The 23,231-nt window shown below is 71.4% G+C and carries 26 protein-coding genes; 10 read left to right on the top strand and 16 right to left on the bottom strand.

Going from position 1 to position 23,231, the window contains the following annotated elements; all coding sequences use genetic code 11:
• Positions 1-62 precede the first annotated feature (62 nt).
• From ACFQVC_RS27550 to ACFQVC_RS27530, 5 genes are all read left to right on the top strand, one after another.
• A complete protein-coding gene (locus ACFQVC_RS27550) occupies positions 63-977 on the top strand; it encodes a TetR/AcrR family transcriptional regulator (RefSeq protein ID WP_381835517.1) in 915 nt (304 codons plus the stop codon).
• Between the two features lie 97 nt (positions 978-1,074).
• Complete coding sequence (locus ACFQVC_RS27545; RefSeq protein WP_381835515.1) at positions 1,075-1,977, top strand: beta-keto acid cleavage family enzyme; 903 nt, start codon at positions 1,075-1,077, stop codon at positions 1,975-1,977.
• Positions 1,978-2,036: 59 nt separating this feature from the next.
• Positions 2,037-3,017 (top strand): 3-hydroxyacyl-CoA dehydrogenase NAD-binding domain-containing protein, encoded by a 981-nt coding sequence (locus tag ACFQVC_RS27540; protein WP_381835513.1) that lies wholly within the window; start codon positions 2,037-2,039, stop codon positions 3,015-3,017.
• Positions 3,014-3,514 (top strand): thioesterase family protein, encoded by a 501-nt coding sequence (locus ACFQVC_RS27535; RefSeq protein ID WP_381835511.1) that lies wholly within the window; start codon positions 3,014-3,016, stop codon positions 3,512-3,514. Before ACFQVC_RS27540 ends, ACFQVC_RS27535 begins: the two co-directional genes overlap by 4 nt.
• Before the next feature lie 281 nt (positions 3,515-3,795).
• Positions 3,796-4,203, top strand: coding sequence for an SSI family serine proteinase inhibitor (locus ACFQVC_RS27530; protein WP_381835509.1), 408 nt, complete (start codon positions 3,796-3,798; stop codon positions 4,201-4,203).
• Between the two features lie 24 nt (positions 4,204-4,227).
• On the opposite strand, the gene ACFQVC_RS27525 is transcribed toward ACFQVC_RS27530, so the two are convergent.
• The 5 genes from ACFQVC_RS27525 to ACFQVC_RS27505 form a co-directional block, all read right to left on the bottom strand.
• A complete protein-coding gene (locus tag ACFQVC_RS27525; RefSeq protein WP_381835507.1) occupies positions 4,228-4,386 on the bottom strand; it encodes a hypothetical protein in 159 nt (52 codons plus the stop codon).
• A 102-nt stretch (positions 4,387-4,488) separates the two neighbouring features.
• Entirely contained in the window at positions 4,489-5,448 is a 960-nt protein-coding gene (locus ACFQVC_RS27520; protein WP_381835505.1) for a cytochrome c oxidase assembly protein, read from the bottom strand.
• Between the two features lie 93 nt (positions 5,449-5,541).
• Entirely contained in the window at positions 5,542-6,567 is a 1,026-nt protein-coding gene (locus ACFQVC_RS27515) for a 6-phosphofructokinase (protein WP_381835503.1), read from the bottom strand.
• Positions 6,568-6,742: 175 nt separating this feature from the next.
• The gene (locus ACFQVC_RS27510) at positions 6,743-7,471 is read right to left on the bottom strand and encodes a type 1 glutamine amidotransferase (RefSeq protein WP_381835502.1); all 729 of its coding nucleotides are present in this window, start codon (positions 7,469-7,471) and stop codon (positions 6,743-6,745) included.
• A gap of 34 nt (positions 7,472-7,505) precedes the next feature.
• Positions 7,506-8,750: a MurT ligase domain-containing protein gene (locus tag ACFQVC_RS27505; RefSeq protein ID WP_381835500.1), complete on the bottom strand. Its 1,245-nt coding sequence runs from the start codon at positions 8,748-8,750 to the stop codon at positions 7,506-7,508.
• 231 nt (positions 8,751-8,981) lie between these two features.
• On the opposite strand from ACFQVC_RS27505, the gene def reads away from it, so the two are divergent.
• A complete protein-coding gene (gene def, locus ACFQVC_RS27500; protein WP_381835498.1) occupies positions 8,982-9,578 on the top strand; it encodes a peptide deformylase in 597 nt (198 codons plus the stop codon).
• Between the two features lie 46 nt (positions 9,579-9,624).
• Here def and ACFQVC_RS27495 read toward each other — a convergent pair whose 3' ends face one another.
• A complete protein-coding gene (locus ACFQVC_RS27495) occupies positions 9,625-10,269 on the bottom strand; it encodes a TetR/AcrR family transcriptional regulator (RefSeq protein ID WP_381835496.1) in 645 nt (214 codons plus the stop codon).
• A 171-nt stretch (positions 10,270-10,440) separates the two neighbouring features.
• On the opposite strand from ACFQVC_RS27495, the gene ACFQVC_RS27490 reads away from it, so the two are divergent.
• A complete protein-coding gene (locus ACFQVC_RS27490) occupies positions 10,441-11,667 on the top strand; it encodes an acyl-CoA dehydrogenase family protein (RefSeq protein ID WP_381835494.1) in 1,227 nt (408 codons plus the stop codon).
• A 109-nt stretch (positions 11,668-11,776) separates the two neighbouring features.
• On the opposite strand, the gene ACFQVC_RS27485 is transcribed toward ACFQVC_RS27490, so the two are convergent.
• The 8 genes from ACFQVC_RS27485 to ACFQVC_RS27450 form a co-directional block, all read right to left on the bottom strand.
• Complete coding sequence (locus ACFQVC_RS27485; protein ID WP_381835492.1) at positions 11,777-12,265, bottom strand: glutathione peroxidase; 489 nt, start codon at positions 12,263-12,265, stop codon at positions 11,777-11,779.
• Positions 12,266-12,351: 86 nt separating this feature from the next.
• Entirely contained in the window at positions 12,352-12,981 is a 630-nt protein-coding gene (locus ACFQVC_RS27480) for a 2'-5' RNA ligase family protein (RefSeq protein WP_381835490.1), read from the bottom strand.
• A gap of 17 nt (positions 12,982-12,998) precedes the next feature.
• The gene (locus ACFQVC_RS27475; RefSeq protein WP_381835488.1) at positions 12,999-13,694 is read right to left on the bottom strand and encodes an HAD family hydrolase; all 696 of its coding nucleotides are present in this window, start codon (positions 13,692-13,694) and stop codon (positions 12,999-13,001) included.
• An 85-nt stretch (positions 13,695-13,779) separates the two neighbouring features.
• Positions 13,780-14,493, bottom strand: coding sequence for a phosphatase PAP2 family protein (locus ACFQVC_RS27470; RefSeq protein ID WP_381835486.1), 714 nt, complete (start codon positions 14,491-14,493; stop codon positions 13,780-13,782).
• Between the two features lie 34 nt (positions 14,494-14,527).
• The gene (locus tag ACFQVC_RS27465; protein WP_381835484.1) at positions 14,528-15,463 is read right to left on the bottom strand and encodes a M56 family metallopeptidase; all 936 of its coding nucleotides are present in this window, start codon (positions 15,461-15,463) and stop codon (positions 14,528-14,530) included.
• A gap of 116 nt (positions 15,464-15,579) precedes the next feature.
• Positions 15,580-16,137: a DUF5134 domain-containing protein gene (locus ACFQVC_RS27460; RefSeq protein WP_381835482.1), complete on the bottom strand. Its 558-nt coding sequence runs from the start codon at positions 16,135-16,137 to the stop codon at positions 15,580-15,582.
• A 262-nt stretch (positions 16,138-16,399) separates the two neighbouring features.
• Complete coding sequence (locus tag ACFQVC_RS27455; RefSeq protein WP_381835480.1) at positions 16,400-17,677, bottom strand: cytochrome P450; 1,278 nt, start codon at positions 17,675-17,677, stop codon at positions 16,400-16,402.
• Between the two features lie 284 nt (positions 17,678-17,961).
• Positions 17,962-18,348: a VOC family protein gene (locus tag ACFQVC_RS27450; protein ID WP_381835478.1), complete on the bottom strand. Its 387-nt coding sequence runs from the start codon at positions 18,346-18,348 to the stop codon at positions 17,962-17,964.
• A gap of 169 nt (positions 18,349-18,517) precedes the next feature.
• Here ACFQVC_RS27450 and ACFQVC_RS27445 point away from each other — a divergent pair, with 169 nt between their 5' ends.
• Positions 18,518-19,072, top strand: a complete 555-nt coding sequence (locus ACFQVC_RS27445) for a GNAT family N-acetyltransferase (RefSeq protein ID WP_381835476.1) — start codon at positions 18,518-18,520, stop codon at positions 19,070-19,072.
• A gap of 10 nt (positions 19,073-19,082) precedes the next feature.
• Here the strand turns inward: ACFQVC_RS27445 and ACFQVC_RS27440 are convergent, their stop codons facing one another.
• Together ACFQVC_RS27440 and ACFQVC_RS27435 are read right to left on the bottom strand one after the other, a co-directional pair.
• Positions 19,083-19,766 (bottom strand): glycerophosphodiester phosphodiesterase, encoded by a 684-nt coding sequence (locus ACFQVC_RS27440; RefSeq protein ID WP_381835474.1) that lies wholly within the window; start codon positions 19,764-19,766, stop codon positions 19,083-19,085.
• Positions 19,767-20,142: 376 nt separating this feature from the next.
• On the bottom strand, positions 20,143-20,775 hold the full coding sequence (locus ACFQVC_RS27435) for a helix-turn-helix transcriptional regulator (RefSeq protein WP_381835472.1): 633 nt from the start codon (positions 20,773-20,775) through the stop codon (positions 20,143-20,145).
• A gap of 186 nt (positions 20,776-20,961) precedes the next feature.
• Here ACFQVC_RS27435 and ACFQVC_RS27430 point away from each other — a divergent pair, with 186 nt between their 5' ends.
• Both ACFQVC_RS27430 and ACFQVC_RS27425 read left to right on the top strand, forming a co-directional pair.
• On the top strand, positions 20,962-22,122 hold the full coding sequence (locus ACFQVC_RS27430; RefSeq protein WP_381835470.1) for an LLM class flavin-dependent oxidoreductase: 1,161 nt from the start codon (positions 20,962-20,964) through the stop codon (positions 22,120-22,122).
• Entirely contained in the window at positions 22,119-23,162 is a 1,044-nt protein-coding gene (locus ACFQVC_RS27425) for an alpha/beta hydrolase (protein WP_381835468.1), read from the top strand. Before ACFQVC_RS27430 ends, ACFQVC_RS27425 begins: the two co-directional genes overlap by 4 nt.
• Positions 23,163-23,231: the final 69 nt, after the last annotated feature.

Here is a 23,231-nt window from a genome sequence, read left to right as displayed (position 1 = left end):
GCGTCATTCGCGCGTGATCGGCATGTTGCGGTTATCTCAACGCGTCGTTAGTGTGTCCGACCATGCAGCAGGAACCGGGCAGCCGAGTCGGCGACACCCGTGGCGAGGTCGCCGACCGCGTCCGGCAGGTGATCGACGCCGTGGGCGTCAGCCAGCGCGAGTTCGCGCGCCGGATCGTCATGGACCCCTCCAAGCTGTCCCGCTCGCTCAGCGGAGCCCGCCGCTTCACCGTCGCCGAGCTGGCCCGGGTCGCGGACACGGGTGACGTCGACGCGGCCTGGCTGCTCGGCTCCGCCGGCGGTCCGGGCGGCGGTACCGGCAGCGGGCCGTCCGCCGGGCAGCCCGCCCCCGCGGGTCGCCGGCGTTCCGCCGCCCCCGCGGCGCCCACGGACGGCGGCAGGCCGCTGCAGATCGTGCGCGAAACGGTCCGTCTGATCGCCGAGCGCGGCTTCCACGCCGTCCGCGTCTCCGATATCGCCGAGGCCTGCGCGACCAGCACCGCCGCCATCCACTACCACTTCCCGGGCCGGGACGACCTGCTCGAAGCGGCCGTGCGCTGGTGCATGGACGAAGACACCGCACGCCGCGCCGCGCGCACCGCGGAGGCGGTCGATGTCGCGGACGAACTACGGCAGTTGATCGAGCTGCAGACCCCGCACACCCGGCAGCGGCGCCGCCAGTGGAGCGTCTGGCTCGATCTGTGGGCGGAGGCCGCCCGCTCCACCGCCGTCGGCCGGCTGCACGTCGAGTACTACCGGCAGTGGCGTGCGACCGTCGCCGACGTCATCCGCCGCGGGGTCGCCGAAGGCGTCTTCCGGCCGGTCGACCCCGAGACCGCGGCCCTGACCCTTACCGCCCTGATCGACGGCCTCGCGTCCCAGGTCCTCGCCGGCACCCCGGGCGAGTCCGGCACCAGCGCCGACGACATGCTCGAGGCCCTGCTCACCCACGTCGACACCACCCTGATTGCGCGCTGACCGCGCCCTGAACCACGGCACGGCCCTCAGCAACCTCATAACCACCCCATGAACCGGGTAACAGCCCCCATCCCCGTACGAAGAAAGGGAGTTCCGCATGCCCATGAACCAGGACGTCATCGTCACCGCCGCCCTCACCGGCGCCGGTGACACCGTCCGCAAGAGCCCGCACGTCCCCGTCACGCCGGAGCAGATAGCCCGCTCCGCCGTCGAGGCCGCAGAGGCCGGCGCCGCTGCCGTACACATCCACGTGCGCGACCCCGAGACCGGCGCACCCTCGCGCGACCCGCGCCTCTACCGCGAGACGGTCGAGCGGATCAAGGAGACCGGCACCGACGTCATCATCAACCTCACCGCAGGCATGGGCGGTGACCTGGTCGTCGACCCGGAGCAGCCGCTCAAGGGCCTCGGCGAACTGCCCGGCACCGACCTCGTGGGCGGCCTTGAGCGACTGCCGCACGTCGAGGATCTGCTCCCGGACATCTGCACCCTGGACTGCGGCTCCCTCAACTTCGGCGACGGCTCCAACCTCTACGTCTCCACGCCCGACATGCTGCGCGCCGGCGCCAAGCGCATCCAGGAGCTCGGCGTACGGCCCGAGCTTGAGATCTTCGACACCGGGCACCTGTGGTTCGCCAAGCAGCTGCACGCCGAGGGCCTGCTCGACGACCCCACTGCCTTCCAGCTGTGCATGGGCATCCCGTGGGGCGCCCCCGCCGACCCCGGCGTCCTGCAGTCCATGGTCAACATGCTGCCGGAGAACGCCCAGTGGGCCAGCTTCGCGATCGGCCGGATGCAGATGCCGTGGGTCGCCCAGTCGATTCTGCTCGGCGGGCACGTCCGCGTCGGCCTCGAGGACAACCTCTACCTCGGCAAGGGCAACAAGGCCACCAACGCCCAACTCGTCGAGCGCGCCGTGCAGATCACCGAGGCCATCGGCGCCCGGGTCGCCACCCCCGACGAGGCCCGCGTCACGCTCGGCCTCAAGCCCCGCGCCTGAGCCCTGCCCCTCAGCCGCCGCCCCCCGCACCGCCGGAACGTAATGCCGAAGGACCCCTCATGACCGCAACCCCCACACCTCCCTGCGCCCCCGAGGACGTACGCCGCGTCGCCTGCATAGGCGCCGGCGTGATCGGCGGCGGCTGGGTCGCCCACTTCCTGGCCCGTGGCTACGACGTCACCGCCTGGGACCCGGCGCCCGACGCCGAGGCGAAGCTGCGCCGCCTCGTGGACGCCGCCTGGCCCGCGCTCACCCAGCTCGGCCTCGCCGACGGCGCCTCGCGCGAGCGGCTCACCGTGGCCGCGACCCTCGAAGAGGCCGTCGCCGACGCCCAGTTCGTGCAGGAGAGCGCCCCCGAGAAGCTGGAGCTCAAGCGCGACCTGCTCGCCGACCTCGACGCCGCCGCCCCCGCCGGGGTCGTGATCGCCTCGTCCACCTCCGGCTACCCGATGACCGATATGCAGACCACGGCCACCGACCCGGGCCGCCTGGTCGTCGGACACCCCTTCAACCCGCCGTACCTGATCCCGCTCGTCGAGGTCGTCGGCGGCGAGCAGACCGTGGAGCACGCGGTGACCTGGGCGTCCCGCTTCTACGACGTGGCGGGCAAGTCCGTCATCACCATGAAGAGCGAGGTGCCCGGCTTCATCGCCAACCGCCTCCAGGAAGCCCTGTGGCGCGAGGCCCTGCACATGGTCGCCAACGGCGAGGCCACCGTGCAGGAGATCGACGACTCCATCACCGAAGGCCCGGGCCTGCGCTGGGCGTTCATGGGCCCGATGCTCACCTTCGCGCTCGCGGGCGGCGAGGGCGGCATGGCCCATATGCTCGACCACTTCGGGCCGTCCCTGAAGTCACCCTGGACGCGCCTCGAAGCCCCCGAACTCGACAAGAAGCTCTACGACGCCGTCGTCACCGGCTGCGACGAGGAGGCCGCCGGGCGCACCATCGCGGACCTGGTCGCCGAGCGCGACCAGGGAGTCATCGACGTACTGCGGGCGACAGGTCGCCTGCCCCAGCAGCGGAAGGACACCACGTGACCGACACCGACACCCACACCGAGACCCTGCCCCCGCTGCACCGTACGGTCAGGCCCGAGTGGATCGACTACAACGGCCACATGAGCGAGGCCTTCTACGTCCTCGTCTTCGGCCACGCCACCGACGCCATGATGATCGAGACCGGTCTGCACTCCGGCTACCGCGAGTCCACCGGCTGCTCCCTCTACACGGTCGAGTCGCATATCCGTTATCTGCGCGATGTCCCCGAGGGCGCCCATCTGGCCGTCCGCACCCGGGTACTCGGCGCCGCCGCGAAGAAGGCCCACTTCGCGCACGAGCTGTATGTCGTCGACGAGCCGGAGTCCGCGGTGCCCGCCGACGCCCCGGCCGTCGCCACCACCGAGCTGCTCGCCCTCCACGTCGACCAGCAGGCGGGGCGGGCCGTGCCCTTCCCCGACGCGATCCGCGAACGCCTCACGGCTCTCACCGAGGAGGCCCCGGACTGGGCGGGACGGGCCATCGCACGCGTCGCGTAGGGGCTCCGCAGCGAGCCTGTCCGCGTGAGCGGTCACGACGCAGCCACGGCTGCGTCGTGACCGCTCACGCCGCGGCGGACTCGCAGCTGGATACAGCCCCGCGCCCCTTTCGTGTCCCGTCTTCGGGGCCCGTCCGAGCGGTGGTTCGGAGGGTGGTTCGAGGCCCGTCCGAGCGGTGGGCGAGGGCCGTACGAGGGGCAGTGCGGCGCGGCTGCTTGCCGTCACTCGCGGGGCCGGGTGCCCTGGCGGGCGATCCCAACCGCGCCCCCCAGGAGGTCCGGATGCGCCCCAGCGTCCTTGCCGCAGCAGCCCTGCTCGTCCTCGCTCCGGCGGTGCCCGTCATCGCTCCGGCGGTGCCCGCGTACGCCGCGGACTCGGCCCCCGTACGCCCCGGCCTGTTCCTCACCGTCTCGGGCTCCGAGAACACCTGGATCCGTGGCGTCAAGCTGCACTGCACGCCGAAGCCCGCACGGCCGCACCCCAAGGCCGAGGCCGCCTGCGCGGCGCTCGACGCGGCCCGCGGGGACCTCGGCGCACTCGCCGATCAGCCGCTGCGCTGCACCAAGCTGTACGACCCGGTCACGGTGAGCGCCTCCGGCACCCACCGCGGGCGGCCCATCGGCTGGCACAAGACGTACTCCAACCTGTGCGTGATGAAGGCCGACACAGGCCCGGTTTTCGACTTCTGACCGGGCTCGCCGGACGAGCCCGGCTCAGGCCGGGCTCGACAACGCCATCGCCGCCGTGATCAGTCCGAGCACCACCCAGCCGAACCACAGCCAGCCGTTGCTGCCGAGCGCCACCGAGTAGGCCGTCACCGAGACGAGCCCACCGACGGTGAGCACTCCCATCGCTTTCGTAGAACCGGGCATCGCGACACCCTTCCTCCCGCCGGCCGGACACCGAGTGCCCGGACCGCGCCAGAAGGTCATCGTCTCCCGTGCGAGGTCAGTTCCGCTAGCGTCGGAACCGAGTCACTGCCCGCGCGCGTGCAACGAGGCCAGATAGGCGTTGTACGCCTCCAGCTCCTTGTCGCCGTCCCGGTCCGCGGCCCGGTCCTTGCGACGGGACTCACGGTCCTCGGACTTGCGCCACTGGAACAGCAGCGCCACCAGGACCACCACGGACGGAATCTCACTGAACGCCCAGGCGATACCGCCGGCCGCCTCCTGGTCGGCGAGCGCGTCGATGCCGAGCGAGGCGGGCGGGTTCAGATACGTGCCGATCATCGGCTGGGTCGCCATCATCAGGGCGATACCGAAGAACGCGTGGAACGGCATGCCCGCGAACAGCTCCAGCATCCGCATCACATAGCCGGGCCGGTGCGGGCCCGGGTCCACGCCCATGATCGGCCAGAAGAAGACCAGGCCCACGGCGAGGAAGTGCACCATCATCGCGATGTGCCCCGGCTTCGACTCCATCAGGAAGTCGAACAGCGGCGTGAAGTACAGGCCGTACAGGCTCGCGATGAACATCGGGATCGTGAACGCCGGGTGCGTGATCACCTTCATATAGCGGCTGTGCAGCAGCATCAGGAGCAGCTCGCGCGGCCCCTTGCGGCGGCCCCGGCCCGCCACCGGCAGCGCCCGCAGCGCCAGCGTGATGGGCGCGCCCAGGAGCAGCAGGATCGGCGACAGCATGCTGATCACCATGTGCTGCACCATGTGCACGCTGAACATGACCATGCCGTAGTCGTTGAGCTTGGTGCACATCACCAGGGCCACGCTCACCACGCCGAGCACGAACGACACCGTGCGGCCGACGGGCCAGGAGTCGCCCCTGCGCAGGAGGCGTACCAGGGCGAAGCCGTACAGGGCGAGCGCCAGCAGGCAGCCGATCAGGAAGAAGGCGTCCATCGAGAACTGAAGGCCACGGCCCAGCGTGAACGGCGGCAGATCCATGTCCATGTGCATGCCGTGGCCGCTGTGATCCATCCGGTGCTCCTGATTCGTGCCTGTTGTCCGCTCCAGAGTAGAACCGCCCCCGGCCGAGGTGTCGGCCGGGGGCGGGAAGGCGGCGGGCGAGGGTCAGAGCACGGTCTCCGCCTCGGCGTAACGGTCGGCCGGGACCGTCTTGAGCGTCTCCACGGCCTCGGCGAGCGGGGCCATGATGATCTCCGTGCCGCGCAGCGCGGTCATCATCCCGAACTCGCCGCGGTGGGCGGCCTCCACGGCGTGCCAGCCGAAGCGGGTGGCGAGGACGCGGTCGTACGCGGTGGGGGTGCCGCCGCGCTGGACATGGCCGAGAATCACCGGCCGGGCCTCCTTGCCGAGGCGCTGCTCCAGCTCGATGGAGAGCTGCCGCGCGATGCCCGCGAACCGCTCGTGGCCGTAGATGTCCTTGCCGCCCTCGTCGAACTCCATCGACCCGGCACGGGGCTTGGCGCCTTCGGCGGCCACCACGATGGCGAACTTCTTGCCCGCCTCGAAGCGCGCGCCGACCTTCTCCGCCAGCTCGTCGATGTCGAAGGGCCGCTCCGGCACGACGATCGCGTGCGCGCCCGCGGCCATACCGGAGTTGAGCGCGATCCAGCCGGTGTGCCGGCCCATGACCTCGACGATCAGCACGCGCTGGTGCGACTCGGCGGTGGTCTTGAGGCGGTCGAGTGCCTCGGTGGCGACACCGACCGCGGTGTCGAAGCCGAAGGTCACATCGGTGACCGCGATGTCGTTGTCGATGGTCTTCGGCACGCCCACGATGGGCAGTCCGGCGTCGGAGAGCAGCCGGGCCGCCTTGAGGGTGCCCTCGCCGCCGATCGGGATGATCGCGTCGAGACCGAGCTCCTCGACATGTCCCTTGGCGCGCTCGACACCGTCACGCAGATGTGCGGGCTGGACTCGCGACGAGCCGAGGATGGTGCCGCCGCGGGCCAGGATGCCGCTGACCGCATCCAAGTCGAGCTTGCGGTAGTCGCATTCCAGCAGGCCCTTCCATCCGTCGTGGAAGCCGATGACCTCGTCGCCGTGATCGACGACAGCACGGTGCACGACCGAACGGATGACGGCGTTCAGGCCGGGGCAGTCGCCGCCGGAGGTGAGGACACCAATACGCATGACCCAAGAACCCTTGCAACGTGGGCGGATGACCGGACCACGTCGTCCGGCAAAGACCCCGTCACCCTACTAGTGCGAAGTGACGGGGCCGAATCCGTCCCACGGGTCGGTCTTTGGGCGACCGTACGAAAGTGACCTCGAGGGGCCACGGAAGAGCCCTGGAGTGAGTGATCGCTCAGGCGGGCTGGGTGGCCGCCGCGATCCGCTCGCCGCGCAGCGCCTCGTACCAGCGGTCGTCGACCTGCGGAAGGGCGTTCACATCGAGCGCCAGCTTCAGCAGGAGGTCGGCGATCTGCGGGTTGCGGGCGAGTACGGGGCCGTGCATGTACGTGCCGAACACCGTGTCGTTGTAGGCGCCTTCGGTGCCGTCCCCGGTGCCGTTGCCCTTGCCCAGGCGTACGTGCGCGAAGGGCCGGGCGGAGGGGCCGAGGTGGGTGATGCCCTGGTGGTTCTCGAAGCCGGTCAGCTGCGGCAGGCCCAACGGCTCGTCGATGTCCGCGAGTACGTCGCCCACGCAGCGCTCGGCCTCGCCGCGGGTGGAGACCACGTCGAGCAGACCGAGGCCCGGCTCGCGCTGCCCGAGGTCGTTGATGAACTCGTGGCCGAGGATCTGGTAGCCCGCGCACACCGAGAACACGATGGCGCCGTTGGCGACCGCGCGGCTCAAGTTGCCGTCGCGGCGCAGCCGTTCGGAGGCGAGGCGCTGCGGCCGGTCCTCGCCGCCGCCGATCAGATAGATGTCGCCGGAGGTGGGCACCGGCTGGTCGCTGCGTACGTCGTAGCGCTCGACCTCGAGGCCGCGCTGGCGGGCCCGGCGCTCCACGACGAGGGCGTTGCCCTGGTCGCCGTAGGTGCTGAGCAGGTCCGGGTAGACCCACACCAGACGAAGGCTGTTGTCGCTCATGCTTGGCTCGTCCTTAAAGTCCGTGCGGGCGGGGTCAGTTGCCGACGCGGCGGCGCAGATCCTGGAAGGCGGTGTAGTTGGCGATCGCCTCGATCCGTCCGGGCGGCGCCAGCTGTACGGCCTCGTCGACGCTTTCGCAGACCCGGAAGTCGAGCCCGGCGACCTCGAGGCGGACCGCCAGGTCCAGCCTGCGGTCGCCGATGACGAAGATCGGGTGCCCGGCGAGGCGCGTGTAGTCGACGTCCCACAGCCAGGAGGTGTCGGTGCCGTCGGCGCCACGGGCGTTCACCGAGAGGATCACCGGGGTCGGCGGCGGGTCGATCAGCGAAAACGTTTCGAGCCAGCCCGCCGGGTTCTTCGCGAGCAGCAGCCGCAGATCGCGCCCCATGAACTGCACGACGTCGTAGCGGCCCGCGACCGCCTGCACCGAGTACATCCGCTCCAGGGCGACCTGCGGCGGCACTCCGAAGACGGCGGCCACGGCGGCGGAGCTGGTGGCGTTTGCCTTGTTGGCGCGGCCCGGCAGCTGCAGCTGGATCGGCCAGGCGGAGCCGTGCGGGTCGAGCACGTGGTCGCCGTTCAGGGCCCAGCTGGGCGCGGGGCGGCGGAAGCCGCACTCGCCGCAGAACCAGTCGTCGCCGGGGCGCTGCATGACGCCGCCGCACGAGGGGCACGACCAGGCGTCGTCCTTCCACTCCTGGCCGGCCGCGACCCACACCACGTTCGGCGAGGAGGAGGCGGCCCAGACCACCAGGGGGTCGTCGGCGTTGGCGATGATCACGGCCTTGGAGCCGGCCAGGCCCTCGCGCCAGCGCTCGGCCAGCATGCGGGTCTCGGCGGCCCGGTCGAGCTGGTCGCGCGAGAGGTTGAGCAGGGCGATGGCCTTGGGGGCGACATCACGGGCGACACCGGCGAGGTACTTCTCGTCGACCTCGATGACACCGAACTTGGCGTCCGAGCCGCCGGCCAGGGCCGAGGTGATGCCCGCGGGCATGTTCGCGCCGAGCGCGTTGGACACCACGGGGCCCGCGGCGCGCAGTGCCTCGGCGATCAGCCGGGTCGTGGTGGTCTTGCCGTTGGTGGCCGAGACGAGCACGACGTCCAGGTGCTGAGCGAGCCGGCCGAGGAGGTCCGGGTCGAGCTTCAGGGCCACCCGGCCGCCGATCACCGATCCGCTGCCCTTGCCCGCGGCGCGCGAGACCGCCGCGGCCGCCTTGCCCGCCGTGACGGCCAGCTTGGCCCGCGGCGACAGCGGGTCTGCACCCGGGTTGGTTGCCATCGTCCTAGCTCCTCCTTGCTTCCGGCGCCGCGCCTGCCCTCGGCACTGGTGGCCCTCAGCCTATCGAGATCCGTGGCGGGGCCCGAACGGCGCCTCCGGTGGCGGGCCCGGATTCACTTCCCGGGAGGCTCGGGGCGAGCGCCTTCCCGCGTGCGGGCCCGGCCGTCCACGCGTGCGGGCCGGGCCGTCCGCGGGTGTGGGCCGGGCCCGGCCGAACGTACCCTTTCGCTCATGCGACACGGATCCATCCCGGGCAGCTCGGGACGCGTACGACCGATGAGCCTGCTCGGCGACCCCGTGCTGCACGGCCGCTGCGACGACGTCACCGACTTCGGCCCCGACCTCGACCGGCTCGTCGAGGACATGTTCGCGACGATGTACGCCGCCGAGGGCGTGGGCCTGGCCGCGAACCAGATCGGCGTTCCGCTGCGGGTCTTCGTCTTCGACTGCCCGGACGACGAGGACCGCCGGCACCTCGGGCATGTGGTCAACCCGCGCCTGGTGGAGGCCGACGGCCTGACGGTGCGTGGCCCGGAGGGCTGTCTGTCACTGCCGGGCCTCGAAGCGCAGACGCCGCGCTTCGACCACGCCCTGGTGGAGGGCGTCGACCGCGGCGGTGAGCCGGTGCGGATCGAGGGCACCGGCTGGTTCGCGCGCTGCCTGCAGCACGAGTGCGACCACTTGGAGGGGCGGGTCTATCCGGACCGCCTGGGCGGCTGGAGGCGCGGGCGGGTGCTGCGGGCGGCGCGCAGGACGTCGTGGGGCGCCGGCGTCGACGTACACGCGAGGCCGCAGGCGCGGGGCTCTCAGGAACCGGAGACGCGGTAGGGGAGTGCGGCGGGGGCTCGCGGCAGGAGTCTGCGGCGGGCGGCGCTCAGAAGCCCGGGCCGCCGACCCGGTCGCCCGCCGCGGCGAGCCGGCCCCACAGCAGGTCGGCCAGGCTGCCCACCAACTGGGCGCGGGAGCACGGGCGTTCACCGAGCCACCAGTCGCCGGCCGCGTGCATCATGCCGACGATCCCGTGTCCCCAGACGCGGGCGAGCTGCTCGCCGCCGGGGCCGAGGTCGACCCGCTCGGCGATGACCTCGGCGAGCTCCTCGCCGAGGCGGCGCAGCAGGGGAGCGGAGTGCAGGCCGACGTCGAAGCCCTGCTCGCCCTGGGATGCGGTCTCCGCCGGATGCATCAGGAAGCGGTAGACCTGGGGAGCGGCCTCGATGGCCGCGAGATAGGTGTCGAGGGTGGCCTCGACGCGCTCACGGCGTTCGGCCGGGGCGTCGAGCGCGGCCCGCAGTGAGGCGAGCAGGGCGTCGGTGTGCCGCTTGGCGAGGGCCGCGTAGAGACCGCCCTTGTCGCCGAAGTGCCGGTAGAGGATGGGCTTGGTGATGCCCGCCTCCGCGGCGATGGCGTTCATCGAGGCACCGGGGCCGTCGCGCAGCACGACCCGGTCGGCCGCTTCGAGGAGCTCGCGTCGTCGGCGCTCCGCCGATCCGACCTGCGCGGCCTGCTGTGTCGTGTCCATTGCGTTTCTCCCCGCCCATGCGATTCCGTGACGCACGCGCAACGTAACACCCCCGCGGATCCTCCTCTCGAACGCATCGAACGGGTGGCCGGGAGTTGACATTGGCTACTCGCGGGTAACAGACTCCTGTTACCGCAAGTAACATCGTACGTATCGGGTGCTGGAGGGGACATGGCCGAGTTCACCATGGAGCTGAACGACGAGCAGAAGGAGGTCCGGGACTGGCTCCACGGGTTCGCCGCCGATGTGATCCGCCCCGCGGCCGCCGAGTGGGACGAGCGCGAGGAGACCCCCTGGCCGGTGATCCAGGAGGCCGCCAAGCTCGGCATCTACTCCCTGGACTTCTACGCCCAGCAGTTCTTCGACCCGACCGGGCTCGGCATCCCGATGGCGATGGAGGAGCTGTTCTGGGGCGACGCGGGCATCGCCCTGTCGATCGTCGGCACCGGCCTCGCCGCCGTGGGTGTGCTCGCCAACGGCACCGAGGAGCAGATCGGCACCTGGGTGCCGCAGATGTACGGCGACGCCAATGACGTGAAGGTCGCCGCCTTCTGCTCCTCCGAGCCGGACGCGGGTTCCGATGTCGCCGCCATGCGCACCCGCGCCGTCTACGACGAGGCCAAGGACGAGTGGGTGCTCAACGGCACCAAGACCTGGGCGACCAACGGCGGCATCGCCAACGTCCACGTGGTGGTCGCCTCCGTCGACCCCGAGCTCGGCTCCAAGGGCCACGCCTCCTTCATCGTGCCGCCGGACACCCCCGGCCTCTCCCAGGGCCAGAAGTTCAAGAAGCACGGCATCCGCGCCTCGCACACCGCCGAGGTCGTCCTGGAGAACGTCCGCGTTCCTGGGCACTGCCTGCTCGGCGGCAAGGAGAAGCTGGACGAGCGCCTGGCCCGCGCCCGTGAGAAGGCCAAGAAGGGCGGCGAGCGCGTGAAGAACGCCGCGATGGCCACCTTCGAGGCGTCCCGGCCCGCGGTCGGCGCGATGGCCGTCGGCACCGCCCGCGCCGCGTACGAGGAGGCCCTCGAATACGCCAAGACGCGCGAGCAGTTCGGCCGCCCGATCATCGACAACCAGGGCGTCGCGTTCCAGATCGCCGACATGCGCACGCAGATCGACGCGTCCCGGCTCCTGGTGTGGCGGGCCTCATGGATGGCGACCACGGGCAAGAAGTTCGAGAACGCCGAAGGTTCCATGTCCAAGCTGTTCGCCAGCGAGACGGCCAAGAAGGTCACCGCGCAGGCGATCCAGATCCTCGGCGGCAACGGCTTCACGCGCGAGTACCCGGTCGAGCGGATGCACCGCGACGCCGCGATCTACACCATCTTCGAGGGCACGAGCGAGATCCAGCGCCTGGTGATCGCACGCACCCTGGCGGGCCTGCCGATCCGCTGACGTGCGGCGTCCGCGGAAGGGGTGGCGCCCGGCCGTGCCGGGCACCCCGACCGGTCAACTCCCCGCGGCCCCCGCCCACTTGGGCGGGGGCCGCGGGGAGTCCCCGGGCTCAGGCGGGCAGGCTGCCCTCGATCGCGGCCACCAGGTCCTCGGCCTCGGGCTCGGTGCGCGGCCGGAACCGGCCCACGACCTCGCCGTCCGTTCCGATCAGAAACTTCTCGAAGTTCCACTGGATGTCGCCCGCCGCGCCCTCGGCGTCCGCGACCTGCGTCAGCTCCTCGTAGAGCGGGTGCCGCCCCGCGCCGTTGACCTCGGTCTTCTCAAGCAGCGGGAAGCTCACGCCATACGTCGCCGAGCAGAAGGTCGCGATCTCCTCGGAGCTGCCCGGCTCCTGGCCGCCGAACTGGTTGCAGGGCACCCCCACGACCGTGAACCCCCGCTGCCCGTACTGCTGTTGGAGCCGCTCCAGGCCGGCGTACTGCGGTGTGAGTCCGCACTTCGAGGCCACGTTCACAAGGAGCACGGCCTTGCCCTTGTACGCGCCGAGCGTGGTCGGCTCGCCGTCCAGGGTGCGCAGCGGGATGTCGTACAGGCTCATCAGCTCTCCTCGGTGACTCGTTCTTGTGCTCGTGCTCGTTCTCGTTCGCAACGCTTCCACCGCATCCTGTCATCCGGAGTGTGCCGTCATGCGGCCCCGTCGGTACCGGCGCCCCGCAGGGGATAGCGGGCCCGGTCCTGCCAGGCCGTGCCGTCCCACACGATCAGCTTGACCGCGCCGACACGGGTGGTGAGGGGGAGGTGCGGAGCGAGTTCGGCCTCCAGGGCGTCGTACGCGGTACGCCAGGTGTCCGGGCCCTCGTGGTTGGCGAGCGTCAGATGCGGGTCGAGGCCGCCGGGCCCGAAGACGCCCCGGTAGGGCACCGCCTCGGGCCAGCGCGTGGTGAGGTCCTTGGTGAGCGCCGTGACCGGGTCGTGCGGCCACGGGTCGAGGTAGAGCACGCCCGGATAGCGTGCGAAGGCCCCGAAGGCGAGGTCGAACGCGTCGTGCGCGGCGAACAGCGCACGCAGCCGCGCCTCGGCCGCCGCGTCGAGGCGGGACTCGTGCACGAACGGGTAGAGCACTGTGACATGCGCGGGAAACGGTGCCCGCACCAGCGGGTCCGCTTCCGGTACGGCGATGGTCAGGGCCGTGTCGCCGGGTATGTCGGGCCAGCCGTCGGAGTTGCCGTTGCCGTTGCCGTTGCCGTTGCCGCTGCCGTTGTCGCTGGCGCCGTCGCTGTCGCTGTCGTCGGTCTCGTGTTCGTGGTCGCTCATGGGATGTGCGGCGGGGCTCAGCCCACGAGGCCGAGGACCGGGAGGAGCCCCGCGGGCCGGGCGTCGGCGGGCAGATGGTCGACGAAGTGCACCGCACAGCCGAGGGCAGCGGCGCCCCCGTCCGCCCGCCGGTCGTCGCCGACCATCAGGGCGTCGGCGGGAGCGATCCCGAGCGTCTCGCAGGCCACCTCGAACAGCCGAGCCTGGGGCTTCTGCACCCCGTGCTCGTACGAGAGGACATACGCGTCGACATAGGCGTCGAGACCGTGCGCACGGAACACCGGCCGCAGGTCCCAGCCGATGTTGCTGACGACGGCGACCGGAATACCCCGCTCCTGCAAGGCGGCGAGCACCTCGCCCGTGTCCGGGTAGGGCTGCCAGGCGGCCGGGCTCATATGCCGTTCGTACAGCGCGTCGTGCAGATGCGGCGCGGGCAGCGGGACCTGCCGGGCGAGTCCGGTGTACGCCGCGCGGTGCTGCGCCGGGCTCCGGTCGCGGGTGGCCCACAGCTCGGCCAGCTCCTCGGGGACGACACTGGGGTGCGCCCCGCCCGGCAGCCCGCCCGCCGCTTCGAGCTCGGCCGCCAGATGCTTGAACTCGCCCTCGGGGACCGCCAGTTCGGCGACATCGAGGACGGCCCGCAGCCACGATTCGGCGGATTCGATCCGCAGAAGGGTCCCGGAGAAGTCGAACAGCACGCCCTTGATCGCCATGAGGGAATGGTCGGCTGTACGCCTCGGCCCGGTCAAGCACGCCCTGTTCCCGGCCCGGTCGGCACAGGCGGCTCGCTCGGTCCGGTCAGGCGCGCCCCACGTGCGCCCTCTCCGCGGCGCTCTCGCGCACCCCGTACCGCGCGTAGAGGAGCATCGCGAGGACCACCGTCAGCGCACCGAGCAGCCAGCCGCCCACGACGTCCGACGGCCAGTGCACACCGAGCCAGACGCGGGTGGCGCCGACGCCGACGACGGATACGACGGTCACGGCGAGTGCCGTGTGCCATCGGGCGCCGCCGATGCCGATGCGGGCGAACACCCACAGGAACAGACCGCCCACGACCACCGCCGTCATCGCGTGGCCGGAGGGGAACGCCGCGTAGTGCGCGCTGTCGACCGGGTCGGGCCAGCTGGGCCGATCACGGCCGACCACCGCCTTGAGCACCTGCTGCGCGAGCGTGCCCACCAGACAGGCGGCGCCGGCCCACACCGCGAGGCCGCGGTCGCCGCGCCACCACAGCCGGCCGACGAGGACGGCGCACAGGATGCGCATCGTCCAGGGGTCCCAGAACCAGTCGGTGAGGATCCGGTTGGCGTGCGTCGCTGTGGGGTCGGCCACCGCCCAGCGGTGGGTCGTACGGGCGAGCGTGCCGTCCAGGTCGAGGAGCGGCGGCCAGGCCGCGACGACCGCCCCGAGCAGCAGCGCCGAGAGCGCGGCCAGGGTGAGTGCCGTCGCGGTCAGAGCGCCGGACGGACGGGGGCGAGGGGGCGCGGCGGAGTCCTGTGGTGCCGAGTGCATGGGAATGATCCTCGCCGACGCCGGGCGGTACGGGCTATCCCAGCGCGCTGAGTCCCGGTACGAACGCCACGAGCAGCGGCAGTGCGGGCACAAGGGCCGCGGCCGCCGTCAGGCGCAGCCTGCGCCCCGCCGTGAGCCGCGGCTCGGGCGTGAGCAACCGGTGCACGCGCTGCGGTACTTGGGCGTGGGTGGCCGGGCAGGGCCCGAACACCCCGCGGTGTTCGTTGAGTTCGACCAGGGCGAGAGCGATCGTCAGGCGGCCGAAGCGGCGTGAGGCGACATCGTCGGCGGCGAGCTCCACCAGGCGGTGCATCTCGTCACGGAACGCGCCGAACACCCGGATCTGCGGGAAGCCGGTGGCCAGAGCACCCGAGCAGTGCAGCAGCCAGTCGTGCCTGGCCTGCGCGTGCCCCTGCTCATGGGCGAGTACGGCATCGAGCTGGCGCCCCTTGAGGCGGCGCAACGCGGCCGTGGTGATGACCAGTTGGGGTGCCGTGCCCGGCAGCCACCAGGCGTCGGGACGCTCACCCTCCAGGACGACGAGGCGGTCACTGCCCGGTTCCTCGCCGGGCAGCAGCGGGGAGCGGACCAGGAGCTCGGCGCGGCGGGCGCGGCGCCTGGCACGGGCGCGCACCACCTCACGGGTCAGCATCGCCGCGGTCCACACGCCGCCGAACGCGAGGGTCACCGCCGTGGCCGCCGCCCAGGGACCCGTGGCCGACAGGGCGTAGGCCTCCACCACGCCGTGCGGCGCCGGTGCGAAGACCTGCCCGCGGACGGCCTGCCACGCGGCGGCCGCGCTCAGCGTCATCGACAGGGCGCAGCACAGGAGCACCGCGGCGATCACGCACTGCCACACCCACAGGGCGACGACGGGTTCGCGTTCCGGCCATTCGGCGCGGGCGAGGAGTCTTGGGCCTACGGCGGCGGTCAGCACGCCGAGCAGGAGCAGGGCGACGGGGACCAACATGGCCCCAGCCTATGAGGGGCCGCTACTCGACGGTATGGGCTGCGTCGTCAAGTGACGCACGCCACGGTTTCGTACACCCGCTCCGAGGGCCTTTCGGCGTCTGCGCACGGCGCCGCTCACATCGTGAGCAGCATCGCGAACATCCCGATGCCCATGGACAGGCGGCAGGCGAGGGCGAGCTCCGCGCGGTCGCCCCAGGTGAGGGTGGCGCCGCCGGTGGTGGCCGCTTGTGCGGGTACGGGGATGAGGCGCAGTCCCGACCACAGGACGTAGGCGGCGTAATACAGCAGGAGCACACCGGTGAGCAGGGGGCTGCCGGCCGTGGCCGTGTGCCCCGCGTGGCCGCCCGGCACGGTGACCATGGCCACCGCCATGTAGACCATGGCGAGCGTGCCCACCAGGTGGTGGAGGTGGTGCGGGGAGCTGCGGGCCGACCACAGGGCGCGCACCGCGGCCGCCCCGAAGACAAGCGCGTATCCGATCCAGGCCCAGCGCGGCGGGCCGAACACCGCCGCGGGCACGGCCATCACGGCCATACCGAAGCCCATGAGTGCCTCGCCGCCCGCCGCGCTGCGTTGCTCGGCGACCGAACTGCGCATCCGCAGCAGGCAGTACGCCCCGGTCGCCGCACACAGCGCGACGAGCAGCCAGCCGGCAAGTGCCGGACCGTGCACGGCACACCTCCCCCTCCGACGAGTCGGCTGTTCCGTGTGTCGACTGGTCGATGCCCGCAGGGGCGGGGTGCGTACGCAGCGCACGGATACATGCGGGGGAGCATGGCGGGGGCGTCCGGGGCCCGCCGAGCGATGCGTGCCGCGGTGGGACCGCGGTGACCTGCGTGCCCCGCGAGTGCGCCCCCGGGGCGTGCGCAGCGCTCAACTCCCGCTGTACGTGGCGCACATGGGGGTCACCGCAGGCCGCGCGGCCGGTGGCCGGTCAGCGCAGATGCACCGGGAGCGACTCCACGCCGTACACGATGGACAGCTTGCGGAAGGCCAGCTCGTCGGGGTCGACGGCGAGCCGCATGTCGGGGAAGCGCCGCAGCAGGGCGGGGTAGGCGGCACGCAGTTCCATGCGGGCCAGCTCCGCACCGATGCAGCGGTGGATGCCGTGGCCGAAGGCCATGTGTCCGGTGGCCTTGCGGTGCGGGTCGAAACCGCCCTCGTCGGAGGTGAAGTGCGGGTCGCGGTTGGCTCCGCTGAGGGAGCACAGGACCATGTCGCCCTTGGGGATGTGCACCCCGGCTATCTCGATGTCCTCGCGGGCGAAGCGCGGGAAGGCCAGCTGCACCACGGTCAGATAGCGCAGTGCCTCCTCCACGAAGGGCGCGGCCGCGGCGTCGTCGTCGCGGACCCGCGCGAACGCCTCCGGGTCCTGCAGGAGCACCAGGGAGCCGAGCGCCAGCATGCTCGCGGTGGTCTCGAAACCGCCGGTCAGGACGCCGTCGGCGAGGCCGGCGAGCTCTTCGTCGCCGACGGTGTCGCCGTGCTCACGGACGATCATGCCGAGCAGGCCGTCGCCGGGCTGCTCGCGCTGCTTCTTGACGACGTCACGGAAGTAGTCGAGCGAGGCGGAGGTGTGGCCGAAGGGGGCTATGGCGCCGTCGGAGAGGTCGAAGCGGGCCATGCTCAGCTGCTGGAAGTCATGCCGGTCCTCATAGGGCACGCCGAGCAGTTCGCAGATCGTCAGGGACGGGATCGGCAGCGCGAAGGACTGCACGAGATCGACGGGACCCGGCGTCCGCTCCATCGTGTCGAGCTGCTCCTCGACGATGGCGTCGATCCGCGGAGTCAGCCGCCGCAGCCGGCGCATCGTGAACTCCGGCGTGAGGATCTTGCGCAGCCGGGTGTGCACCGGCGGATCGGCGAATCCCAGGCCACCGGGGTTCTGCTCCTCGACGAGCCCGGCGTTCCCGGCGAGGTTGGTGAAGTCCGTGCTGAAGCCGTCGGCCGTGCCGAGCACCGCCTTCACCTCGTCGTACCCGGTGACCACCCAGGCGTCCATGCCGAAGGGCAGCGGCACCTTGGACACGGGGGCCTGTGTCTGCGTGGCGATGAGCTCGGGGGCGAGGTCGAGGCCCTCGCGCTTGAGCGGCATCAGCAGTGCGTCCGGCAGGAGCGAGATCGTGGACGATCCGATTCCGTGCTTCTGGATCCTGGCCAGGTACTTGCGCCCGATGCGGGCGGCAAGGCGGGATCGGAGCTTCGCCCTCAATGTGAACTCCATGGTCGACGTACAGCCCAGACTCTCGATACGGACTAGCGGGAGCGGTCAGCATAAGTGGCCAGGTGATCCGCACGTCGAGCGAGGTGCCCGCTTCCGCCGGTAATCAGGGGCAAATCAGGGGGAGTGTCAGGGGTGTTTGGGGGTGTGCCGAGGGGCTGGTGAGGTTTGCGACGGAGGGCACACACACGCGGGTCCGGCACCCGGCGGCGAACCGTTGCTGAATCGTGAGGAGTACCCCGGCACGCCCCCTGACGGCCACCGTGACCGAGGGTTCAGGGGCGGTAGCGCAGGGGGTGGTCCCGGGGGACTTCGACGAGGACGATCTCGTTGCCGTCCGGGTCGTTGATCCACATCTCGATGAGGCCCCAGGGTTCCCGTCGCGGTTCACGCACCATGTCGACACCGCGCGAGCGCAGTTCCTCGTGTGCGGAGGTGACGTCCGCCACCTGCAGCCAGAGCCGGACACCGGGGGAGTGGGCGTGTTCGGCGCGGCCGGAGAGTTCGAGGAAGCCGCCGCCGAGGAAGTAGACGGTGCCGCGCTCGGGGCCGGTACCGAACTCCCGGTAGACGGGGAGGCCCAGGGTCTGCCCGTAGAAGGTGCGGGAGCGCTCGGGGTCGGTGGGGCGAAGGAGGGTGCGGCTGCTCAGTACGTGGACCATGATTTCGGACCTTAGTGGTCACGCTAGGCTCGGAAAGGCCGTTCCGCGCCATGGGTTTCGCCCGCGGGACCCGCCCGCACACGTGCGCTCGCTCCGGACGACGACCCACCGGACCCCAGCGACCCACCGGCCCACCGACTCACCGCCCCGAATCCGAAAGGCCCGCTCCATGGACACCGCTCCTCGTCCCGCCACCGGTGACCTGACCTACCGTGACGCCACGTACACCGATGTCGACGCGCTCGTGCAGCTCATCGAGTCGGCGTACCGCGGCGATACGAGCCGGGCCGGCTGGACCACCGAAGCGGACATCCTGGAGGGGCAGCGCACCGACCCGGAGGGTGTGCGCGACGTCATCAAGTGCCCGGACAGCCGTCTCCTGGTGGTCGAGCGCGACGGCGCGGCGGTGGCCTGCTGCCAGCTGGAACACCGGGGAGATGCCGCCTACTTCGGCATGTTCGCGGTCAGCCCCGCCCTGCAGGGCGGGGGCCTCGGCAAGGTGATCATCGCGGAGGCGGAGCGCACGGCCCGCGAGAGCTGGGGCGTACGGGAGATGCAGATGACGGTGATCTCGGTTCGCGAGGACCTGATCGCCTGGTACGAGCGGCGCGGCTACCGCCGTACGGGAAAGATGACGCCCTTCCCGTACGGCGACGAGCGCTTCGGCATTCCGCAGCGGGACGATCTGGAATTCGAGCTCCTGGTGAAGGCGCTCGACGCCTGACCGGCGCGGGTCAGGCCGTGAAGCGGCCGGTGCGCTTGATCTCGGGGTAGTCGGTGGTCGCGCCGTCCAGCTGCAGGGCGCGCACCAGGCGCAGATGGTCCTGGGTGTTCACGACCCAGCCGATGATCCTGAGGTCCGCCTTGCGGGCCAGCTCCACCGTCTCCAGGGTGAGGCGGCGGATGTTCAGGACCAGGCCGGTGGCGCCCACGGCGGTGGCGCGCTCCACGACGTCGGGGCCGTAGCGGCTGGCGACGAGGGCGGTGCGGACGCCGGGCACGAGCCGGGCGATCTCGGCGAGCGCGTCGTCATGGAACGAGATGACGTCGACCCGGGCCACGAGGTCGCGCCGGTGCATCACTTCGGCGAGCGCGCGGGCGGCGGCGACATCCTTGATCTCGGCGTGCAGCGGCGCCTTCACCGCGTCCAGGACCTCTTCGAAGACGGGGATGCGCTCACCCCGACCGGCGTCGAGTTCGCGCAGCTCGGACAGGGTCTTCTCGGCGATCGGGCCCTTGCCGTCGGTCGTGCGGTCCACCAGTGCGTCATGCATGACGACCAGGGCGCCGTCCTTGCTCAGATGCAGATCAAGTTCGATCACGTCGAGTCCGGCCCGTTCCGCGGCGATGAAGGAACGAAGCGTGTTCTCGGGCTCCACGCCCATGACTCCGCGATGACCGATGGTGAGGAAGTTCAAGGTTCACTCGCTTCCGTCGACGGCGGCTCCCCGCGCGGTGCGGTCCCTGCCCCACGCGGCAAGGCCGCAGCCTAACGGTCCGCTTCGGCAATGGACCCGGAACGGGCCGGGGAAGTGGAGTGATCCGCTCTGGCGCCCGCGACGCCGAGGACGAGCCCGGTGATGACTGCGGCGACAAGAACGGCACGGATACTCACGGCGGTACGGCTCCCATGGACCGAGGGCAACGGACCAGCCCGTCCTACCGCCCACGCCCCCGGCACGGCGAGCCGCTTCACCCGTGGGTGGGCGGTGTCGCGCATGCCTTGACGGGAGCTCCCGCGGAGGCGTGCGCCGGCGAGGACGGAGCCCGCGGTCACCGGGCCGACGGCGCGGCTCACGCTCCGGGCCCCAGCTCCTCCAGGTCACCCAGCATCGCCTTCGCGAGATCCAGCTCGGAGAGCAGCCGCCGCTCGCTCCACCGCAGGGCTATCTGCGGATGCCCCCAGGCCTCCACGCCGTCCGCCCGCGCGAGCGCATCGCGGACTTCCTTCAACTCACCCTCCGTACGCGCGATGTGCTCCTCCACGAGGGTGCGCAGATGTCCGGGGGAGGCGAGATGGCCGAGCCAGACACGCAGCAGCAGCGGGTGCTTGAGGACCGGTGTGCCCGCGTCGTGGCCGGAGTCCGCCCAGCGCCCCAGCGCGGTGCGGCCCGCCTCGGTGATCGCGTAGGCCCGCTTGGCGCGCGGCTCCTCGGGGCCCGAGCGGCGCGAAGTGACGTAGCCGCGGGCTTCGAGGCGGCGCAGCTCGGCGTAGATCTGGCTGATCGCGGGGGACCAGTAGAAGAACCGCAGGGACGAGTCGGCCCACTTCTTCAGCTCGTAGCCGGTGCGCTCCCCGGGGAAGGAGAGCAGGCCGAGCACGGCCCACGCGGTCGGCGGCAGGCCGTCGCCCGAAGGGTCCTGTGTGCCCTGCTCGCCCTGCGCGTCCAATGCGCCCGGCGTGGCCCCGCGATCACCCATGTTCATGGCCGCATTCAAGGCGGGCGGGGGCTCCGGGCGCAATGCCCGCGCCGTATCCGCCGTATCCGCCGTACCCGCCCCGTATCCGCCGTGTCCCGGCCCTTGTCACCGCACGACCTGACGACTAGTCATATAGCTAATTGAAGTATGTGCGGGACACAAGGCACACGGACCCAACTCCCTGGAGGCACCGTGAAGTTCTCCGTGATCTTCGAGGCCCAGCTGGCCGATCCGACCGTCGAGCGCGAGCACCAGGTCATCCATGACTGCGTCGAACAGGCCGTCTACGCCGAGGAGATGGGCTTTGACCGGATATGGGCGGTCGAGCACCACTCCCTGAAGTGGTACGCGCACATGAGCGCCCCGGAGGTCTTCCTCACCTGGGTCGCCGCCCGGACCAGCACGATCAGGATCGGACACGGCGTGGTCTGCATGCCGTTCAACTTCAACCACCCGGTGCGCGTCGCCGAGCGGGCCGCCATGCTCGACCTGCTGTCCGGCGGGCGCCTGGACCTGGGCGCGGGGCGCGGCGGCACCGCGCAGGAGACCTCGCTGTGCGGCGTCGACAAGGAGCGCACCACCCAGGAGGTCGAGGAGGCGCTGCGGATCATCGGCCGGGCCTGGCAGGAGGACGAGCTCGAGTACCACGGCGAGCTGCTCGACATCGATCCGCACCCGATCCTGCCGCGCCCGAAGCAGACCCCGCACCCGCCCCTGTTCCTCGCCTGCAGCCGCACCGAGACCCTGGCGCAGGCCGCCGAACTCGGCATCGGCGCCCTGGTGATGGGGTTCGCGGGGCCCGGCGCGATCAAGGAGATGCGCGCGGCGTACGACGCGGCGGTGGCCGCCCGCGGTACGGAGCGGCTCGTCTCCTCTGTCATCAACGACCACTTCTCCGTACTCTGTCCGACGATCGTTCTCGACGACCGGGTAGCGGCACGGCGCATCGGCATCCGCGGGCAGCGGTTCTTCGCCCAGTCCATCGGTCACTGGTACGGCGGGGCGGGCATCCCCGACGAAGCGGTGACCGAGGGCGGCGACGAGGCAGCGGAGATGCGCAAGGCCGCCGAACAGGTCGTGGCACGGCTGCACGAGCACAACATTCCGGTACGACCGACCTCCACCGCCACGTTCAACGCGGACCACGCCTACGGCACGGCGGATGACGCCATCGCCTACGTCGAGCAGCTGCGCGACGCCGGCGCCGACGAGATCATGTGCCTGATCCAGATGGGCACCGTGCCGCAGGAGGCCTGCATGGAGACCCTCCGGCAGTGGGGCGAGAAGGTGATTCCGCACTTCCGTGACGACGCGCGGCAGCCGTCCGCGCAAGAGCAGGAGGCAGCCCGATGAGCCTGGCAGAGGACCGACTGGCCCCCGACGTAAGGGCGTTGGTGGACCTGATCAGTTCCGTCTTCCCCGATCTCGGCGGCACCGTCACCGACGCGGCCGAGGCCCGCCGCATCCTGGCGGCCGCGCCGAAGCCGCCCTGGGAGCCGCCCGCGGTCGGCTCGGTCGAGGACCGCACGATCCCGGGGCCCGAGGGGGCACCCGACCTTCCGGTACGGATCTATCTGCCCGACCCCGGAGAGGTGCGGGGCCCGCGGCCGACCGTCGTCTTCCTGCACGGCGGGGGCTGGGCGATCTGCGATCTGGACAGCCATGACGGCACGGCCCGCGGACTGTGCCGCGAGGCCGGGGCCGCGGTGGTGTCGGTGGACTACCGCCTCGCGCCCGAAGCCCCGTTCCCGGCCGCCGTGGAGGACGCCTACGCCGCCGTGTGCTGGGCGGCGCAGCACCTCGGTGAACTCGGCGGCGACCCGGGCGCCCTGGTGGTGGCGGGGGACAGCGCGGGCGGCAATCTGTCGGCCGTGGTCGCCCAGCGCGCCCGCGACGAGGGCGGGCCCGCGCTCGCCCTGCAGCTGCTGATCTATCCGGCGACGGACATGACGCAGGAGTGGCCCTCGCTCGCGAAGAACGCCGAGGGCTACTTCCTGTCCGCCTCGCACATGGCGTGGTTCCGGGACCAGTACCTCGGGACCGGCGGCGACCCGGCGGACCCGAGGATCTCGCCGCTGCTCGGCGATCTCGCGAAGCTGCCGCCCGCGCACATCGTGACCGCCGGCTGCGATCCGCTGTGCGACGAGGGGCAGGCATACGCGGTCCGGCTGCGCGAGGCCGGTGTCACCGTCACCGAGGGTTACTTCCCGCGGATGTTCCATGGCTTCTTCGGCTTCACCGAGGTCCTGGAGGACGCCCGCGAGGCCCTGTCCGCGGCGGCCGCGGCCATCGCGGCCACGGTGACCGACTCAACGCCCTCTGTGACCGATCCGGCGCCGGATACGGCAGACGGCGGGAAAAACTCCGGTGAAGTAGGGGGTAGCGCAGGATAATTTCCTCAGGCCCCTCTTGTGGGGGAGAACCTCGCATGCATACGGTGTCTTTACGCGAGGTTCTCCCGT

This window comes from Streptomyces monticola, assembly GCF_042665355.1.
GTDB lineage: Bacteria > Actinomycetota > Actinomycetes > Streptomycetales > Streptomycetaceae > Streptomyces > Streptomyces monticola.
The sequence above is the reverse complement of the archived record's forward strand: the minus strand, read 5'-3'. Positions and strand labels throughout refer to the sequence as shown.